The sequence below is a fragment of the Streptomyces sp. NPDC048197 genome (genome assembly GCF_043202395.1).
In the GTDB taxonomy this organism is placed as follows: Bacteria; Actinomycetota; Actinomycetes; order Streptomycetales; family Streptomycetaceae; genus Streptomyces; species Streptomyces siderophoricus.
Genome location: NZ_JBIDAJ010000026.1, coordinates 85,034 through 102,133, shown reverse-complemented (window position 1 = coordinate 102,133; position 17,100 = coordinate 85,034). Strand labels below are relative to the sequence as shown.

The window sequence follows — 17,100 nt, the reverse complement described above, 5'->3', positions numbered from 1 at the left end:
GGGACGTAAAGCGTCAGCAGTCCCAAACACCGGCCCCGGAGGCCCGTCACCGCACCCGACACCCACCCAGCCCGCCGCAGGCGCAACGGCGAGACCACCCGCGGCGGGAAAGACAAGTACGTGCGGGGCGCCGCAAAGCGCGCAACGGCGATCAAGCCCCGCGGCGCCGCAGACAGCTACGTGCGGGGCGCCGCAAAGCGCAACGGCGAGCAAGCCCCGCGGCGGGTCAGCCAGGTACGTGGGGGGATCAGCCTTAGCTGACGACGTCGCGCAGCGCGTGGCCCTCCAGGTGGGTGAGGACGTTTTGGACGGCCGCCAGGGCGATGCGGACCAGTGTTTCGCGGGTGACGCCCGCGACGTGGGGGGAGAGGACGACGTTCGGGGCCTTGAGGAGCCGGAGGGCCGCGGTGGGCGGTTCGGGGTCGAAGACGTCGATGCCGGCGCCGGCCAGGGTCCCGGCGGCCAGCGCGTCCGCGAGGGCGTCCTGGTCGATCAGGGCGCCGCGTGCGGTGTTGATGACGAAGGCGGTCGGCTTCAGCAGGGCCAGCCGCTCGGCGTCCAGCAGGTGCCGGGTCGCCTCGGTGAGCGGGGCGTGCAGGCTCACGTAGTCCGACGTGCGGAGCAGCTCGTCCAGGTCCACATGGCGGGCCCCGCCGAGCCGGGCCGCGGTTTCCGGGTCGACCGGCCGCGGCCCGGCGTAGACGATGCTCATGTCGAACGCAACGGCGCGCCGCGCCACCTCCGCCCCGATGTGGCCCAGGCCGATGATGCCGAGGGTCTTCCCGGACAGTTCGGTGATCGACTGCTGCAGACGCGGCAGTGCCCAGTCCGCCTCGGTCAGCGCCGTATGGGCGGGGACCAGCTGCTTGGCGAGCGCGAGCATCAGGGCGAAGGTCTGCTCGGCCACGTTCTGCTTCTCGGCGCCGCTGGAGCCGATGTTGCAGACCGGGACGCGCCGCTCGCGCGCGGCGGCCAGATCGACATAGTCGAAGCCGTGGCTGGCGCACTGGACCAGCTCCAACTCCGGTGCGGCGGCGAGGTGTTCGGCCGTAACGGGGCCGAGGCCGGTGATGATGACGTGCGCCGCGGCCAGCGCCGCGGGGTCCTCGTCGGTGCTCTCGACGACGGTGACCCGGGCCTGGCCGGGAAAGACGCCGGCCAGCGCGGCGCCGGCGGCGCGGCCGCCCACGTGCGGGGAGATGACGGCGAGGACGTTCTTCATGGCGGGCCTCTCGGTGTCGGGCGCGGTGTGCGCCGCGGTGGTCATGCGGTGGTCATGGGGTGGTCATGGGGTGGTGTTGCGGTGTCATGCGGAAGGTGGGGTGGGGGCGTGGGTGCGGGGCGCGCAGGAGGCGCGACCGGTGCGGGGACCGGCGGTTACGCGGACGCCGTGGTGAGGTCGTCGGCGGTCAGCGTGCCGGGGCGGGCATGCCCGGACAGGGCGAGGGTGAGGTCGAATTCGGCGAGCAGGCAGCGGATCACGTGCTCGACGCCGGCCTGGCCGTCGAGGCCGAGACCGTAGGCGTACGGGCGCCCGACCAGCACCGATTCCGCGCCGAGCGCCAGCGCCTTGACGATGTCGTCGCCGGTGCGGACACCGCTGTCGAAGAGCACGGTGAGCCGGTCGCCGGCCGCCTCGACGACGCGGGGCAACGCGTCCGCGGCGGCGACCGAGCCCGCCACCTGACGGCCGCCGTGGTTCGAGACGACCACGCCGTCCACGCCGGCGTCGGCCGCCCGCAGCGCGTCGTCCGGGTGCAGGATGCCCTTGAGCACGATCGGGCCGTCCCAGTTGTCCCGCAGGAACGCCAGGTCGGGCCAGGTCTTGGCGGGGTCGGCGAACATCCCCACGAAGTGCATCACGGCCGCGTTCGGGTCCTCGTGGACCGGCCTGGCGAGCCCGGCCCGGAAGGCGGGGTCGGAGAAGTAGTTGGCGGTGCCCACCCCGTGCAGGAACGGCAGGTACGCCTGGTCGAGGTCGCGCGGCCGCCAGGCGAGGAGCGGGGTGTCGAGGGTGACGAACAGCGCGGTGAAACCCGCCGCTTTCGCCCGTTGCAGAAAGCTCCGGGTGACCTCGCGGTCCTTCGCCCAGTACAGCTGGAACCACCGCTCCCCGTCGCCCATCGCCTCGGCGACCTGCTCCATGGGGGTGCTGGAGGCGGAGGACAGGATGTACGGGACGCCGTGCGCCGCGGCGGCCCGGGCGGCGGCGGGCTCGGCGTCCGGATGCAGGATCGACAGCACCCCGACCGGGGCCAGCGCCATCGGCGCCGGCAGCCGGCGGCCCAACACCTCGACGGACAGGTCGCGTTCGTGCACGTCACGGAGCATCCGCGGGACGATCCGCCGGCGGTCGAGGGCGGCCCGGTTGGCGGCCGCGGTGCTGCCGCTGCCCGCACTGCCCGCCACGTAGCCGACCGGGCCGGGGCCCAGGCGGTGTTCGGCGAGTTCCTCCAGCCGGGTCAGATCGGTCGGCAGCCGGGGTACCGCGCCCGTGATGCCGTTGAGGTAGATCTCGTACTGGAAGTCCGCCCAGTGCTTCGCCATCCGGCCGTCCCGCCTCTCGTGCGCTTCTCGCGTCTCCCTGGGGCCCACGGAACGAAGGCGACCGCGCGTGGGACGCGACCGCGGGTCCGTCGGGCCGTCCCTGCGATCCTGGCGACAGTGACAAGATCCGTCCACGGTGGTGCGCACATTCTTCCGCTGCGACTATCACCCTGTGATGAACGACCGCGAGCGGATCCGGCAGGACCTGACCGCCACTCCCCGTGTCGTCGACGCCATCGTGGACGCGGTGCACGCGCAGGTCCCGGCGTACGCGGCGCTCGACGACCGCCGGCTGCCGGAGGTGCGGGCGATCGCCGGCTGGGCGCTGGACCGGCTGCTGCACCTGTGGGCTACGGACGGCGCGATGGAGCAGGCCGATCTGCGCCGGTTCCGCGGCATCGCGGCGGCCCGGGCCGCCGACGGCCGTCCCGTACAGGCCGTCCTGCGGGCCTACCGGGTCGCGGCGACCGTCATCGCGGACGAGATCGCCCTCGGTACGCCCCGGCCCACCGCCGAGGACGCCTTCGCCCTCACCCGGATGCTGCTGACCGCGCTGGACACCCTGGCCGAAGAGATGGCGGGGACCTACGCGGCCGCGAACGAGGACCTCGCGGGGGACCGCGACCGGGCGCTGCGGCTGCTCCTCGACGACCTGATCGCCGGGCGGCACGCCTCCATCGGCGCCCTGACCGGCCGCGCCACCCGCCTGGGCGTCCAACTCCCGGACACGTACTGCCTGCTGGTGGCCGAACCGGCCGTACTGGTTGAAGCGATCGAACCGGCCGGACCGACCGAACCGGCTGAACCCCTTCAACCGGGCCAACCGGGCCAACCGGTCCACCCGGGCCGGGCCTCCGCGCCGCCGTCACCGGCCGGCGTGGACACCGGGCCGGCCGTCCCGGGGGAGCCGGCGGACGAGCTGCTCGCGGCCCTGACCGGTCACGGGAGCGCGGGGCCGTCCGACATCACCGCGCTGGCCACGGTACGGGGATCCCGCCTCGTCCTGCTGCTCCCGGCCGGCGCCGAAGCGGCCGTGCCCGCGGCGCTGCGTGCGCGGGCGCTGCGCGGCTGCGCGATCTGCGGGGAGAGCCTGGAGCGGATCGCCGTGGCCCACCGCCTCGCGGCCGACGCCCTGGACACCGCCCCCGCGCACGCCCACCACCCCGCACGCCTCCTCACCGACGGGGACGCCCAGGTCCTCGCGCTCCTCGCCGGCCGCCCCGCCACCACGCCCGACCAGATCGCCCGGTTGGTGCTCGGTCCGCTTCTGCACCCCGGGCGGCGGCACCTCCTGGACGCGCTCACCGCCTACCTCGACACCGGCTCCGCGAATGCCGCCGCCCGCAGGCTGGGCCTTCACCCGCAGTCGTTGCGCTACCGCCTGCGCCGCATCGGGGACCTCACCGGACGCGACCCCCGCGACCCGTGGCAGCGGCTCACCCTGGACATCGCACGCACCATCGGCCACTGACCGCCTATCGGGTGGGCCGCCACTTCCGATGTGAAAGGCGACCTCCCAGAAATAGGGGAAGCAAGGAGCGAAAGATGCCAGGAAAGCGTGTCTCTCGCTAAACGGACCTTTTGCGCCGATAGCTCGCCATGTGCGGTCCGCGGGAAAAAGGGGATGAGTCGCCGCCTCGATGTACATAACAGCGAAGTTGATGTTCACTCAGGGTGACCAGGTAACTCCGGCCCGGTGCAGGTGGGTTGAAGTTCTGGCGGTCCGATAGGGGCGGAGAGTTCACTCCGCGTATCCGGACTCCTGCTTCCTTCGGAGACTCAATGCGCACTCCGCTTTCGCATCGTTATTGCTTCGATTCTTGACGATCGGGCAGGTGGTGGCGTTCACTTCAGCCGTTCTGGGCCGGGTCAGGCGGCCCCAGTGGGAGGTACCGAAAAAATGAATGCAATAATGCGGCGTGCGCTCACCGGCGCAATGGCGCTTTCTCTTGCGGCGCCATTGGCGGCCTGCGGCCAAGATCACCAGGACGCGGGTGCCGGCAAGGACTCCATCGGTCTGCTCCTCCCGGAGAACAAGGCGGACCGGTACGAGAAGTTCGACCGCCGCATCATTACGTCGCGGGTGGCCTCCCTCTGCCTCGAATGCAAAGTGGATTACAGCAACGCCGAGCAGCAAGTCAGCACCCAGAAAAGGCAGTTCGACGCCCTGGTGAAGAAGGGTGTCAAGGTCATCATCCTTGACCCGGTCGACTCCCAGGCGGCCAAGAGCTGGGTGGACGCGGCCGCCAAGAAGGGCGTCAAGGTCATCGCCTACGACCGGCTCGCCGAGGGCGACGTCGCGGCGTACGTCTCCTACGACAACGAGAAGATCGGCCGGCTCCAGGGGCAGGGCATTCTCGACGCGCTCGGATCGCAGGCGGCCAACTCCGACATCGTCATGATGAACGGTTCGCCGACCGACCCGAATGCGCCGGCCTACAAGAAGGGCGCGCATGACGTCCTCGACGGCAAGATCCACAAGATCGTTTATGAGAAGGACATCCCCGACTGGTCCGCGATGACCGCCAAGAAGAAGATGTCCGACGTCATCAAGGCGCGCGGCGCGCAGGGATTCGACGCGGTCTACTCCGCCAACGACGGTATGGCCGGCGGTATCGCCGAGGCACTCAAGTCGGCGGGCCTCAAGAACATTCCGCTGGGTGGCCAGGATGCCGAACTCCCCGCCCTCCAGCGCGTGCTCGCCGGCACCCAGTCCTTCACCATTTACAAGGAAGTCCGGCCGGAAGCCGAAACGGCCGCAGAAATCGCCTTCCGGCTGCTCCGTGGCAAGAAGATCAGCTCGCTGACCTCCACCGTCGTGACCAGTAGCAGCAAGGCGGGCATCCCGGCCCGGCTGTTCAAGGCACAGCTCGTCGACCGGAAGAACCTGAAGGACACCGTCGTCCGTGACGGCGTGGTCCGTGTCGATCTGCTCTGCGCCGACGACCTCGCCTCCGCCTGCAAGTCGCTCGGCCTGGAGTGACCCCGCCGCAGGCCGGTTGACCGGGACGGCCATGCTCCGCGCCTCGGCCCGGAGCGTGGCCGTCCGGCGGACCGTCAGGACGGCCGCGCGGCCTCTCCCACCGGCTGCCCCGCCGCCCGCCCCAGCCACTCGTACGCGGCCCGGGCGGTGAAGTCCCGCTGGCCGCCCCGGAACAGCAGCCCGGCGCCCGCGAAGCCCGGGTCGTCGGCCGTGCCGGGCACGTACGGGACCGCGATGCACCGCATTCCGGCCCGGGCGGCCGCGAGCGCACCGGGCGCCGCGTCCTCCAGCACCACACAGTCCGCGGGCGCGACCGCCAGCCGGCGCGCCGCCTCCAGGAACACATCGGGTTCCGGCTTGCCGCGCGCCACCTCCTCCGCCGACACGACCGTCGGCAGCAGCCCGTCGAGCCCCGTCCCCGCCAGCACCACCTCGATCGCGGCCCGCGAGGAACCGGACGCCACCGCCATCGGATGCCCGGCCGCCGACAGCCGCCGGACCAGGCGGCGCATTTCCGGAAAGACCTCGGTGTGTGCCCGCGCCAGCTCCAGATAGAGCCGGTTCTGGCCCGCCAGGAGCTCGTCCACGGGCGCGTCGATCCCGAACTCCGCGCCGAGGATCTCCAGCGTCTCCCGCGTCCCGATGCCGATGAAGCGGGCGTGCTGCTCCCAGCTGTAGTCCGGCACGTCGTAGCCGGCCAGCAGCCGCCGCCCCGCCTCGTAGTAGTTCGGCTCGCTGTCCACCAGCGTGCCGTCGAGATCGAAGATCACCGGGGTGGGCGTGACCGGGGAGGCGGGGGAGGCGCTCATGCCCTCCAGCATGCCAAGACGCCCCGCCCGGAGCGCCGACCGCCGGACCGCCGGGCCGCCGACCGGGCTCACCGCCGTCCCGGTTCACCACCGCCGTGCGGCCCCGCCCACGTCCTCGACCAACGGCAGCATCCGGTGCGGCACCCGCTCGCGCAGCGCCATCTCGGTCCGCGTACGGACCACCCCCGGCAGGCTGATCAGCCGCTGGATCACGTCCTCCAGGTGCGCCGCGTCCCGCGCCACCACCCGGGTCAGCAGATCGCCGCCGCCGGTCGTCGAGAACGCCTCGATGATCTGCGGCACCTCCGCGAGGGCGTCGGCCACCTCCTCCAGATGGCCCTGGGTGACCTCGATGTGCACGAAGGCGAGCAGCGGATGGCCGAGCGCGGCGGGCGACAGCCGCGGCCCGTACGCCGTGATCACCCCGTCCCGCTCCAGCCTGTCGAGCCGCGCCTGCACGGTGCCGCGGGCCACGCCGAGCAGCCGGGCGTACTCCCGCACGCTGGTGCGCGGCTGCTCCAGCAGCAACCGGAGGATCTTGGCGTCCAGGGCGTCCACGGGCACGGTGCACGGCCTCCTCACGGTCGGCGGACTCTGCCGGTGAATGTACCAATGGCCCAGCATCCGGGCCGCCGGGGCGAACCGGCAGCCGGGCCGCCGCCCCGCCCCGGAAGGGCACCGGCCAGCGCGGACACCCCGTGCGCTGCCCCGCGCGACCCGGCCATTGGACCTCCGCCGAACCGGAATGACTGCCACCGCCTGGGCCAATGGCACAGCGATTTCGGCGTCTGTTGAGCCATTCGCCGGGGAGATGCTCTGATGGTGCGGTCGATGGCGCTGCGGATCCCGCGGCGCCTTTGTCATGCCGGACCGTCGAAGGGTGGGGAAGCAGTGCTGAAGAGGGTGTTCGTGGCTCCGGACCCGGGGCGGCTGCGGTTGCGCAGCGCCGTCCGGGCCGTCCTCGGCATCGGCCTGGCGGTCGCCGTCTGCGGCCTGGCCGGGCATTCCCTGGTCGCCGCCGTCACCGGCGGGCTCGCCGCCCTGCTGGCCCTCTTCACCGTCACCGACGCCACGGTCCGCGGCCAGGCCGTCACCACCCTCCTGCTGCCCGCCGTCGGCTTCCCCGTGCTCGCGGTCGCCGCGGCGCTGCACGACCTCCCGCCGGCCCGGGACGCGGCCTTCCTCGCGATCATGGGCCTGGGCGTCTACGCCCGCCGCTGGGGCCCGCGCGGCCACGCCCTCGGGGTGTTCGCGTTCATGATGTTCTTCGCGACGCAGTTCCTGCACACCGTGCCCGGCCAGCTCGTCGAGCTCTACGGCGCCGTCGCCCTGTCGATCGCGGCCTCCTCGGCCGTCCGGTTCGGGCTCTGGTGCTACGAGCGGAAGCAGCCGCCGGCCGCCGCGCCCGCACCGCCGTCCGGGAGGGGCCTGGCCCGTACGACCACCCGCCAGGCGATCCAGGCGACGCTCGGCGGCGGCTTCGCCCTCCTGGCGGGCCAGCTGCTCTCCGACCAGCGCTGGTACTGGGCCGTCGGCGCCACGTGGTGGATCTTCGTGAACACCGCCTCCCGGGGCGAGACCCTGGTCCGCGGCTTCCGCCGGGTCCTCGGCACCGTCCTCGGCATCGCCGCCGGGACGGTCGTGGCCATCCCGCTGCACGGCGCCGCTGTCCCCTCCGTGGCCCTGATCGCCCTCTGCGTCTTCGGGATCTTCTACACCGCCCCGGTCTCGTACACCTGGATGATGTTCGCGGTGACGGTGATGGCCGGCCTGCTCTACGGGCTCCTCGGGGTCCTGAACCCGGACCTGCTGGCCCTCCGCCTCACCGAGACCGGCGTCGGCGCGCTCGGCGCGGCACTGGCCGTCCTGCTCGTCCTGCCGGTGACCACGCACGCCACCACGGACGCCTGGATCGAGCGCGCCCTGCGCTGTGTGCACGCCTGCGCCACCGAGGCCGCCGCCCGGCTCGCCGGTTCGGAGACCGCCGACCCGACCCCGCGGATCGCCGAACTGGAACTGCTGCTCGGCCGGGTCCGGCTCTCCCTCGCCCCGCTCGTGCACCCGCTCAGCCCGCTGCGCGACCGCAAGGAGAAGGCGCGCCGGGTGCTGGCGCTGCTCGACGACTGCGCCCGGGAGGTCCGCGGGCTCGCCTCGATCGCCGCGGACCCGGAGGCCTCGCACGACGACCGGCTGGCCGCCGCGTGCTGGCGGGTGGAGGCCGCCGTGGAGGCCCTCACCACACCGGGCCGGGCCCGCGCCGCCACCGAGACCGGGACGGCCCACGAGTTCGTGGCACCCGAGCCCGCACTCGCCCACCTCCACGGCCTGGAACGCGCCCTGTCCGACCTGGCCGCTCCGTTGCGCAGCACCCGGCCCTCCCCGCTCGCCGGCGCCTGACCGTCCCGTACCGGCGGCGTCCGTACCGGCTGTGCGTACAGGTGGCGTCCCGTACCGCTCTTCCGTACCAGCGGCGTCCGCACCCGCGGCGTCCGTACTGGCGTGTCCGCCGTGTCCCGCGGTAAGGGATACGTATGCCGGGTGCGGGAAGCGTTCCGGTGCGAACGGGCCGGTGGACGAAGGGCGGAGCGGTGATGGGCGGGGCGGCGAACGAAGTGGGTGCCGAGGCGGACGGGGCGGTGCCGGGGCGGCGGGCGTACATCGGGTCGTTCACCGCGAACGGCGGACGTGGGATCACCACCGCGGCGGTCGACCCGGAGACGGGGGCGCTCACCGTGCTGCACTCCACCGACGCCGTCCCCAACCCCTCCTATCTGGTGCCGGATCCCGGTGGCCGGCGGCTGTACGCGGTCAGCGAGACCGCCGACGGGGCCGCGGCCGCCTTCCTCCTCACGCCCGGCGGGCCCGAACTGCTCGGCCCCGCCGTCCCCGTCGGCGGCGCCGATCCGACCCATCTCACCCTGGTGGAGGGCCGTCTGGTCACCGCCAACTACAGCTCCGGCAGCGTCAGTACGCTCCCGGTGGGAGAGGACGGTTCGCTCGGCGCAACCGCCGGGGTGCTCGCCCACGAGGGCAGCGGACCGCAGGCCGACCGCCAGGAGGGACCGCACGCGCACGCCGTCGCCTCCGCGCCGGACGGGCGGTGGCTGCTCAGCGTCGACCTGGGCACCGACTCCGTGCGGATCTGCGCGTTCGCCGACCCGGCCGCCGGGGCGCCGGCCGTGCACGACGAGGTGCCGCTCCGGCCCGGCAGCGGCCCGCGCCACCTGGCCTTCCACCCCCACGGCCACCACGTCTACGTCGTCCACGAACTCGACCCCGCGGTGACGGTCTGCCGGTGGGACGGGGTGCGCGGGGCCCTGACGCCGCTGGGGGAGTGCCGGCTGCTGCCGGACGGGGTGGCGGCGTCCGGAACGTACCCCTCCGGACTGGTCGTCTCTCCGGACGGACGGTTCGCCTGGGCCGCCAACCGGGGCCACGACAGCCTCTCCGTGCTCGCCCTCGACCCGTCGGGCGGCGCGGCGACCCTGGTCACCACCGTGCCCTGCGGCGGCCACTGGCCGCGCGCCCTGGCCCTGCACCCCGACGGCCGGCACCTCTACGTGGCCAACGAGCGCTCCGGCGACGTCACCTGGTTCACCCTCGACCCGGAGAGCGGGATTCCGGAGCGGGGCGGCGCCATCGAGGCGCCGGCGGCCTCCTGCGTCGTGTTCGTCTGACGGGTGGTCCGGGCGCTCACTCCCGCGGGAAGCGGCCGCCGAAGTAGACCTGTGCCTCCGCGATACGGCAGTTCCGCACCGTCTGCACCTCGACGTTGCGGTGGCGCTCACCGGTCGTCAGCTCGTACTCGTAGCGGACGTAGACCTGTTCGTCGTCGATCTCGACCGTGTCCAGGATCTCCTGGTGGCGCAGCCGGTCCGCCGTCGGGAAGCACACCTCCAGGAAGGTGGCCCGGTCGATGTGGTCGTCCTGGGGGCTGGTGAAGACGAAGTCGTCGGCGAGCAGCCGGTCGATGGCGTCGCGGTCCTGGGCGAGGTAGGCGGCGAAACCGGCTCGGACGATGTCGATGTTCGACATGGGCTTCCTTCGCGTTCGGATGAGCGCCCGGGGAGGGGCCGTGTGCGGTCCTCTCGCGAGCGTACGGCTCTTCGGGGCACCCTGCCGCCCCCGCCGCGCTCCCGAGCCGCCTGACGGCCGTCTGCGCCGCTCACCACAGGAATCGGACCGTCGCCTTCCGCCCAGGAAGCGGGCTGTCCGCCCAGGAAGCGTGCCGTCCACCCGGAAAGGGCGAAGGGCCGGCCCCGCACGCTCGGTGCGGGGCCGGCCCTTCGCCGGTACGGATACCGGTGGTTGCGTTGCGGACGTGCGGTCTCCTAGCGGACCGGGACCCCCGGGGTCTGCGTCGGGAGGGTGATGCCCACCGAGGCCGCGTAGTTGGAGAGCACCAGCCGGCCCACCGCGCCGTACGCGCCCAGGGACTCGGCCGCCGCGCAGCCCGCCTCCGCCGCGGCCGCCCCCACAAGGCCGTCGGCGATCTCCGGGCCGATCAGGTACGGAGCCAGCGCCAGCTGCTGCGAACCGGACTCGCGCAGCTGCTCGGCCGTACGGGAGATGGCGCCCTCCTCGTCCAGCGCGGCGGCCAGTACCGGCACCGCGAGCCGGGCGGACAGCAGCATGCCGGTGATCCCGGCGGCCTGCACGGCCTCCTCGCCGCCGACGGTGGCGAGGATGATGCCGTCCGCGGCCGTCGCGACCGTGAACAGCCGGGCCCGGTCGGCGCGCGCCAGACCGGCCTCGGAGAGCCGGACGTGCAGTGCCTCGGCGAGCAGCGGGTGCGGGCCGAGGACGTCGGTCAGCTCGGCGCCCGAGCCGCTGTTCATCATGGCCTGGCGTATCCGGCGCAGCAGCGCGCTGTCCGGGCCGGCCAGCAGCGGGACGACCACCGCGACCGGACCGGGGTCTTCCGGTCCGTCGGCGCTCTCCCGGGCCCGGCGCTCGGCGGCGGCCTGCGCCAGCACCGCTTCGAGCGACGGGAACTCGTCGTCGCCGCCGTCGACGTAGCCGATCCGGGCGTCCAGACCGGGCAGTTCGGAGCGGGCGATGCTGGAGACCTCCTCCGCCAGGCTGCGCGCGGCGGGGGAGGGGGTGCCGGGTACGGCCAGCACCAGGGCGGGTGCGCCCTCGGGTGCGGCGAGCGGCTCCGGCCTGCGGTGGCGGCCGGACTGCCGCGCGCGCGGCATGCGTACGGGCAGGCCGGGTGCGCCTCCCGGGCTCGGGGGTGCGGCGTCGAAATTGGGCGAGCCAGGTGCGGGCCCAGTGGGGGAACTCATGGCGCCGCATGCTAACGCCTCGGACCCCCCGTCCGCGGAGGGAGGGTTCGGTGCCGAGGTATCCGTCCCGATTTATCCCGCGCGTCATGGTCGCGTTACCCCGGCGCAGGCCGTGTGATCTGCAACAACTTCCCATCGGCGGGGAGTTTCAGCCGGTCGCCGGCGAGCGCCGCGGCGAGGGTCAGCGCCCCGTCCAGCGGGGTCCCGGCGGCAGGCGTCAGCGGGGTGTGGGGCAGCCGTTCGGCGAGCGCGGTGCGCAGCGGGGCCAGCAGTGGTTCGCCGAGGCCGAACAGTCCGCCGGTGCAGGCCACCGCGCGGCCGGCGCCCGGCGGGCAGACGGCGGCCGCGGCATCGGCGATATGGCCGGCGGCGGCGTCCAGGATGCCCCGCGCCACCGCGTCGTCCGCCGCGGCCGACCGGCCGACCTCGGGCGCGAACGAGGCGAGGACGGCGGGCCGGTCGGGGCGCGGGTAGAGCGCCCCGGGCAGCCCGGCGACCGGGCCGAACACCGCCTCCGCGCACGCCAGGAGGGCGGCCGAACCCCCGGGCCGGCCGTCGTACGCGCGCAGTGCGGCCTCCAGCCCGGCCCGGCCGATCCAGGCGCCGCCGCCGCAGTCGCCCAGCAGATGGCCCCAGCCGTCCGCGCGGCGCCAGCCCGCCTCCTCTGTCAGGTCGGTGCCGAGTGCGATCATGCCGGTGCCCGCGGCGACCACCGCGCCGGGCCGCTGCCCGAGGGCCCCGGCGTACGCGGTCACGGCGTCGGCCGCGAGGACGAGCCCGCGCACCCCGTACGCGGTGGCCAGCGCGCCGGGCAGCCGGGCGCGCAGCTCGTCGCCCAGGGAGGCCATACCGGCGGCGCCGACACACACGGCCGTGAATTCCCGTGCCCCCACCTCCAGCGCCAACTCACCGGCCAGCGGCAGGAGTTGGGACAGCAGATGGTCCGCGTCGATGCCGGCGGGGCCGGTACGCACCGGCTCGCGGGAGGTGCGGACGGCCAGTGGCCGCACCGCGGCGTCGTCGGCGCGGGCCACCGCGACCCGCAGCCCCGACCCGCCCGAATCGACGCCGAGCACATGGTTGCCGAAGGCGTCAGCCAAGGCCCCGGGCGTCCTGCTTGAGGGCGGTGTCGACCGTGAGGGCGGTGGCGACGACGAGGCTCAGCAGCGGATCGGGCAGCTGCTGGTGGATCTGCAGGACGTAGTTGTCGGCGGTCGTGAACATCGTCTTGGCGAGGCCCTCCCAGGTCTTGGTGATCCGGGCGATCTCGGTGTCGGTGTGGTCCACGATGGCGAAGTTCCAGGCCCGCCAGTTCTCGGCCTTGATGGCGCCGATCTGCTGGCCGTTCACCATCATCCCGAAGTTGATCTTCCCGATGGCGTTCTGCTGGACGATCTCGCCGACCGGCGAGCCGTCCGGACGCTCCACGATGACCCGGGACTTGATGAGCTTGGCGGGCCGGGTCAGCACCAACTGCGGCTGGCCGTAGGCGTCCCGGATCTCCAGCTTGTGGGTCATGTACTGGTCGAGGCTGGAGACCACCCGCAGCACCTTCTTGGCCGTGCTCTGGCCGACCTGGACGACCGCGCCCAGGGTGTTGCCGTGCTGGTCGAAGACGCCGTACTCGTTGGTGACCTCGATGAGCTTGGCCTTCTGGTTGACCACCAGCACCGGCTCGGTGAACAGCGTCCCGCCGCCCTGGCCCGCCGGTGCCACCCCCGCCTGCTGCTGCACCTGGTGCGCCACGCCGGCCCCGGCGTACGGGCCGGGCTGCTGCCCGGGCATCGGCTGCTGGCCGTACGGCTGCTGCATCGGCTGGCCGGGCATCGGCTGGCCCTGGCCCTGCGGGCCGGGACCGGGCTGCCCGTACGGCGCGCCGCCCTGCGGCTGGCCGGGGTACGGCGACTGGCCCGGCACGGACTGCTGCGGCGACTGCTGCGGGGCCATCTGCTGCTGCGCGGGCTGCTGGGCGGCCGGCTGGGACTGCTGTCCGGCGGACTGCTGGGCCGGGGCGTACTGCTGCTGCGGCTGCTGGGGGCCGGGCCCCGCGGTCCGGTCGGGGGCGGCCGGCTGCTGTCCCGGGTGGGTGTGCGCCGTCCACTGGGACCCGTCCCACCAGCGGAGTTGGTGGGGGGTGCCCTGCGGGTCGGCGTACCAACCCGCAGGGATGTTCGCATTCGTCATGCCAGGCACACTATCGCCCGGCGTCAGGGCAGCCTCCAGTCGACGGGCGCCGCGCCCTGCCGGACCAACAGGTCGTTCGCCCGGCTGAACGGCCGGGAGCCGAAGAAGCCCCGGTCCGCGGACATCGGGGACGGGTGCGCGGACTCGACGGCCGGCAGGTCGCCCAGCAGCGGCCGCAGATTCCGTGCGTCGCGCCCCCACAGGACCGACACCAGCGGACGGCCGCGGGCCACCAGCGCGCGGATGGCCTGCTCGGTGACCTCTTCCCAGCCCTTGCCGCGGTGCGCGGCGGGCTTGCGCGGCGCCGTCGTCAGCGCTCTGTTCAGCAGCAGGACGCCCTGCCGCGTCCAGGGCGTCAGATCGCCGTTCGACGGCCGGGGCAGGCCGAGGTCGGAGTGCAGTTCGCGGAAGATGTTCTCCAGGCTCCCGGGCAGCGGACGGACGTCCGGCGCCACCGAGAAGCTGAGCCCGACCGCATGCCCCGGGGTGGGGTAGGGGTCCTGTCCGACGATGAGCACCCGTACCTCGTCGAACGGCTGCTGGAAGGCGCGCAGCACGTTGTTGCCGGCCGGCAGATAGGTACGCCCCTGGGCGATCTCCGCCCGCAGGAAGTCGCCCATCGCGGCGATCCGGTCGGCGACGGGCTCCAGCGCTTTGGCCCAGCCTGGTTCGACGATGTCTTCAAGAGGTCGTGCAGCCACGGGGTCACCCTACTGGCCGAAGCGCCTTCCCCTTCAATTCCCCGCCCCTCGACGGACCGGGCCCGGCCGGCCGCGCACGGTCCACCGCTGGGGCACCCAACTGTCGTACGGATCCGTGCCGTTCCTCCTTCTTGTCCGGGCGACGGTGTCGCCTGCTTTCCTCCTGCTCAGGCCACCGCCGCCGCCCGGACGCACAGCACGTCCGGCAGGTGGGAGGCGAGCTGCTGCCAGCTGTCGCCGTCGTCCGCGCTGGCGTAGATCTCGCCGTTGCGATTGCCGAAATACACCCCGGCGGGGTCGGCGTCGTCGACGGTGAGGGCGTCGCGCAGCACCGTGCCGTAGTGGTCCTCCTCGGGGAGGCCGTGGTTCAGCGCCTCCCAGCTGCGGCCGGCGTCGGACGTGCGGTAGACCCGGCAGCGGTGCTCCGCGGGCACCCGGTCGATGTCGGCCGTGATGGGGAAGAGGTAGGCGACATCGCCGCGGTGCGGGTGCGCGGCCACCGCGAAGCCGAAGTCGGAGGGCAGGCCGGCGCCGATGTCCGTCCACTGCGCGCCCGCGTCGTCGCTGCGGTAGACGCCCCAGTGGTTCTGCAGATAGAGCCGGTCGCGGTCGACCGGGTCCTGGGCGATCTTGTGGACGCACTGGCCGAACTCCGGATGCTGGTCCGGCAGGAAGACCGCCTTGACGCCCTTGTTGGACGGCGCCCAGCTGGCGCCGCCGTCCAGGGTGCGGAACACCCCGGCCGTGGACACCGCGACGGTGACCGCGCCGGGGTCCCGCGGGTCGGTGATCACCGTGTGGACCGCCAGCCCGCCGCCGCCCGGTACCCACTGCTCGCGGCTCGGGTGCTCCCACAGCGCCCGGACCAGCTCGAAGGTCTCGCCGCAGTCCTCGGAACGGAACAGCCCACCGGGCTCGGTGCCCGCGTACACCACGTCCGGGGCGGCCGGGCCCGCCGGATGCAGCTGCCACACCCGCTCCAGCGAAGTCCCGGTGTCGCCCGGGTACTTGACGGCGGGGCGGGCGGGCTCCTGCCAGCTCTCGCCCAGGTCGTCGGAGTGGAACACCGACGGGCCCCAGTGGGCGCTGTCGGCCCCGGCCAGCAGCCGGGGGGTCGCACGGCGGGTGTCGATCCCGAGGGAGTACACCGCCTGCGAGGGAAAGTGCGGACCGCTCAACTCCCATGTGCCGCGCCGTCGCCGGCCGATGAAGAGCCCTTTGCGGGTGCCCACCGCGAGTAGTACGTCAGTCATGGCCCGAACCTCCGGGACGCCGTTGTCTCAGATGGTGGCAAGTCTGCACCCGACCACTGACAACGGCGTCCCGGAGCGCATCCGCGCAGGTCGGACGGCGTGCGACGGCGTGCCGCACGGCCGTCCTGGACGGTGTGCGGCGGCCGGCCGGACCCTGTCGCGCTAGGCGCCGGGCCGGCTCAGAGGGCGCGGTGGTACGCCTGCGGCGCCCGGACCTCGGCGCCCAGCTCCCGCGCCGCGTGCTGCGCGAAGCTGGGGGAGCGCAGCAGCTCCCGGCCGAGCAGCACGGCGTCCGCCTGGCCGGCCGCGATGATCTTCTCGGCCTGCCGCGCCTCGGTGATCAGCCCGACGGCGCCCACCGCCAGGCCGGTCTCCTTCTTGACGCGCTCGGCGAAGGGCACCTGGTACCCCGGACCGGCGGTGATCTTGGCGTCCGGGGCGTTGCCGCCGGTGGAGGTGTCCAGCAGGTCGATGCCGTGCTCCTGCAGGTCCCGGGCGAAGCGTACGGTGTCGTCGGCGGTCCAGCCCGTGCGGTCGTCGCTCGCGTCCTCGGTGAGCCAGTCGGTCGCCGAGATCCGGAAGAAGACCGGCAGCTCGTCCGGCCACTCGGCCCGCACGGCGTCCACGACCTCCAGCGCGAACCGCGTCCGGTTCTCGTACGAGCCGCCGTAGGCGTCGGTGCGCCGGTTGGTGAACGGCGAGAGGAACTGGTTGATCAGATAGCCGTGCGCCCCGTGGATCTCGGCCACCTCGAAGCCGGCCGCCAGGGCCCGTCGCGCGCTCGCCCCGAACTGCCCGACCAGTTCATGGATCTGCGCCACGGACAGTTCCGCCGGCGTGGCGAACCCCTCGTCGAACGGCAGCGGGCTCGGCCCCACCGGCTCCCAGCCGTGCCGCTGGCCGGGCAGGATCGGGCCGCCGCGGTTGACCCAGGTGCGCTCGGTGGACGCCTTCCGCCCGGCATGGGCGATCTGGACGCCGGGGGTGGTGCCCTGGGCCTTGAGGAAGGCGGTGATGCGCCGGAAGGCCTCGGTCTGGGTGTCGTTCCACAGCCCGAGGTCGTACGGGCTGATCCGGCCGTCCGGATGCACCGCGGTCGCCTCCGTGAGGATCAGCCCGGTGCCGCCGGCCGCCCGCGCGGCCAGGTGCTGGAAGTGCCAGTCGTTGGGCGCGCCTTCCTCGGGGCCCTCGGGGGCCGCGGAGTACTGGCACATGGGCGCCATCCAGAGGCGGTTCGGGATGGTCAGCGAGCGGAGGGTGAGGGGCTCGAACAGTGCGCTCACGGCGGACTCCTGTACCTGGGTGTGCCGGGAAGGACGGGAGCCGGACCGGCCC

15 protein-coding genes are annotated in these 17,100 nt (G+C 73.5%); 4 read left to right on the top strand and 11 right to left on the bottom strand.

The window, feature by feature from the left end:
• Positions 1 to 253 precede the first annotated feature (253 nt).
• Together ACGF4C_RS28555 and ACGF4C_RS28550 are read right to left on the bottom strand one after the other, a co-directional pair.
• Positions 254 to 1,267, bottom strand: a complete 1,014-nt coding sequence (locus ACGF4C_RS28555) for a 2-hydroxyacid dehydrogenase (RefSeq protein WP_393569784.1) — start codon at positions 1,265 to 1,267, stop codon at positions 254 to 256.
• 110 nt (positions 1,268 to 1,377) lie between these two features.
• Positions 1,378 to 2,547: a lactate 2-monooxygenase gene (locus ACGF4C_RS28550; protein WP_393569782.1), complete on the bottom strand. Its 1,170-nt coding sequence runs from the start codon at positions 2,545 to 2,547 to the stop codon at positions 1,378 to 1,380.
• Between the two features lie 175 nt (positions 2,548 to 2,722).
• Here ACGF4C_RS28550 and ACGF4C_RS28545 point away from each other — a divergent pair, with 175 nt between their 5' ends.
• Positions 2,723 to 4,018, top strand: a complete 1,296-nt coding sequence (locus ACGF4C_RS28545) for a PucR family transcriptional regulator (RefSeq protein ID WP_393569780.1) — start codon at positions 2,723 to 2,725, stop codon at positions 4,016 to 4,018.
• Positions 4,019 to 4,447: 429 nt separating this feature from the next.
• A complete protein-coding gene (locus ACGF4C_RS28540; RefSeq protein WP_393569778.1) occupies positions 4,448 to 5,530 on the top strand; it encodes a sugar ABC transporter substrate-binding protein in 1,083 nt (360 codons plus the stop codon).
• A gap of 74 nt (positions 5,531 to 5,604) precedes the next feature.
• Here ACGF4C_RS28540 and ACGF4C_RS28535 read toward each other — a convergent pair whose 3' ends face one another.
• A complete protein-coding gene (locus ACGF4C_RS28535; protein WP_393569776.1) occupies positions 5,605 to 6,339 on the bottom strand; it encodes an HAD family hydrolase in 735 nt (244 codons plus the stop codon).
• Between the two features lie 84 nt (positions 6,340 to 6,423).
• Complete coding sequence (locus ACGF4C_RS28530) at positions 6,424 to 6,903, bottom strand: Lrp/AsnC family transcriptional regulator (RefSeq protein WP_393569774.1); 480 nt, start codon at positions 6,901 to 6,903, stop codon at positions 6,424 to 6,426.
• Between the two features lie 327 nt (positions 6,904 to 7,230).
• Here ACGF4C_RS28530 and ACGF4C_RS28525 point away from each other — a divergent pair, with 327 nt between their 5' ends.
• Together ACGF4C_RS28525 and ACGF4C_RS28520 are read left to right on the top strand one after the other, a co-directional pair.
• A complete protein-coding gene (locus tag ACGF4C_RS28525; protein ID WP_393569772.1) occupies positions 7,231 to 8,736 on the top strand; it encodes an FUSC family protein in 1,506 nt (501 codons plus the stop codon).
• A gap of 194 nt (positions 8,737 to 8,930) precedes the next feature.
• Positions 8,931 to 10,016, top strand: coding sequence for a lactonase family protein (locus tag ACGF4C_RS28520; protein WP_393569798.1), 1,086 nt, complete (start codon positions 8,931 to 8,933; stop codon positions 10,014 to 10,016).
• 16 nt (positions 10,017 to 10,032) lie between these two features.
• Here ACGF4C_RS28520 and ACGF4C_RS28515 read toward each other — a convergent pair whose 3' ends face one another.
• The 7 genes from ACGF4C_RS28515 to ACGF4C_RS28485 form a co-directional block, all read right to left on the bottom strand.
• The gene (locus tag ACGF4C_RS28515) at positions 10,033 to 10,374 is read right to left on the bottom strand and encodes a nuclear transport factor 2 family protein (RefSeq protein ID WP_030416421.1); all 342 of its coding nucleotides are present in this window, start codon (positions 10,372 to 10,374) and stop codon (positions 10,033 to 10,035) included.
• A gap of 296 nt (positions 10,375 to 10,670) precedes the next feature.
• Positions 10,671 to 11,627 carry a sirohydrochlorin chelatase gene (locus ACGF4C_RS28510; protein ID WP_393569769.1) on the bottom strand — a complete coding sequence of 319 codons (957 nt, stop codon included), beginning with the start codon at positions 11,625 to 11,627 and terminating at the stop codon, positions 10,671 to 10,673.
• A gap of 95 nt (positions 11,628 to 11,722) precedes the next feature.
• Entirely contained in the window at positions 11,723 to 12,727 is a 1,005-nt protein-coding gene (locus ACGF4C_RS28505) for an N-acetylglucosamine kinase (protein WP_393569767.1), read from the bottom strand.
• The gene (locus tag ACGF4C_RS28500) at positions 12,720 to 13,811 is read right to left on the bottom strand and encodes a phospholipid scramblase-related protein (protein ID WP_393569765.1); all 1,092 of its coding nucleotides are present in this window, start codon (positions 13,809 to 13,811) and stop codon (positions 12,720 to 12,722) included. The genes ACGF4C_RS28505 and ACGF4C_RS28500 overlap by 8 nt, the downstream gene beginning before the upstream one ends.
• A gap of 23 nt (positions 13,812 to 13,834) precedes the next feature.
• On the bottom strand, positions 13,835 to 14,512 hold the full coding sequence (locus ACGF4C_RS28495; protein ID WP_362140801.1) for a uracil-DNA glycosylase: 678 nt from the start codon (positions 14,510 to 14,512) through the stop codon (positions 13,835 to 13,837).
• Between the two features lie 167 nt (positions 14,513 to 14,679).
• Complete coding sequence (locus ACGF4C_RS28490) at positions 14,680 to 15,765, bottom strand: WD40/YVTN/BNR-like repeat-containing protein (RefSeq protein WP_393569762.1); 1,086 nt, start codon at positions 15,763 to 15,765, stop codon at positions 14,680 to 14,682.
• Between the two features lie 179 nt (positions 15,766 to 15,944).
• Positions 15,945 to 17,048: an NADH:flavin oxidoreductase/NADH oxidase gene (locus ACGF4C_RS28485; protein WP_393569760.1), complete on the bottom strand. Its 1,104-nt coding sequence runs from the start codon at positions 17,046 to 17,048 to the stop codon at positions 15,945 to 15,947.
• Between the last annotated feature and the right edge of the window lie 52 nt (positions 17,049 to 17,100).

Bases quoted from the DNA above. Each gene is read 5' to 3' on its own strand.
- ACGF4C_RS28555 (WP_393569784.1), bottom strand. From the start codon at position 1,267: ATGACCACCGCGGCGCACACCGCGCCCGACACCGAGAGGCCCGCCATG.
- ACGF4C_RS28550 (WP_393569782.1), bottom strand. From the start codon at position 2,547: ATGGCGAAGCACTGGGCGGACTTCCAGTACGAGATCTACCTCAACGGC.
- ACGF4C_RS28545 (WP_393569780.1), top strand. From the start codon at position 2,723: ATGAACGACCGCGAGCGGATCCGGCAGGACCTGACCGCCACTCCCCGT.
- ACGF4C_RS28540 (WP_393569778.1), top strand. From the start codon at position 4,448: ATGAATGCAATAATGCGGCGTGCGCTCACCGGCGCAATGGCGCTTTCT.
- ACGF4C_RS28535 (WP_393569776.1), bottom strand. From the start codon at position 6,339: ATGAGCGCCTCCCCCGCCTCCCCGGTCACGCCCACCCCGGTGATCTTC.
- ACGF4C_RS28520 (WP_393569798.1), top strand. From the start codon at position 8,931: ATGGGCGGGGCGGCGAACGAAGTGGGTGCCGAGGCGGACGGGGCGGTG.
- ACGF4C_RS28515 (WP_030416421.1), bottom strand. From the start codon at position 10,374: ATGTCGAACATCGACATCGTCCGAGCCGGTTTCGCCGCCTACCTCGCC.
- ACGF4C_RS28510 (WP_393569769.1), bottom strand. From the start codon at position 11,627: ATGAGTTCCCCCACTGGGCCCGCACCTGGCTCGCCCAATTTCGACGCC.
- ACGF4C_RS28500 (WP_393569765.1), bottom strand. From the start codon at position 13,811: ATGACGAATGCGAACATCCCTGCGGGTTGGTACGCCGACCCGCAGGGC.
- ACGF4C_RS28490 (WP_393569762.1), bottom strand. From the start codon at position 15,765: ATGACTGACGTACTACTCGCGGTGGGCACCCGCAAAGGGCTCTTCATC.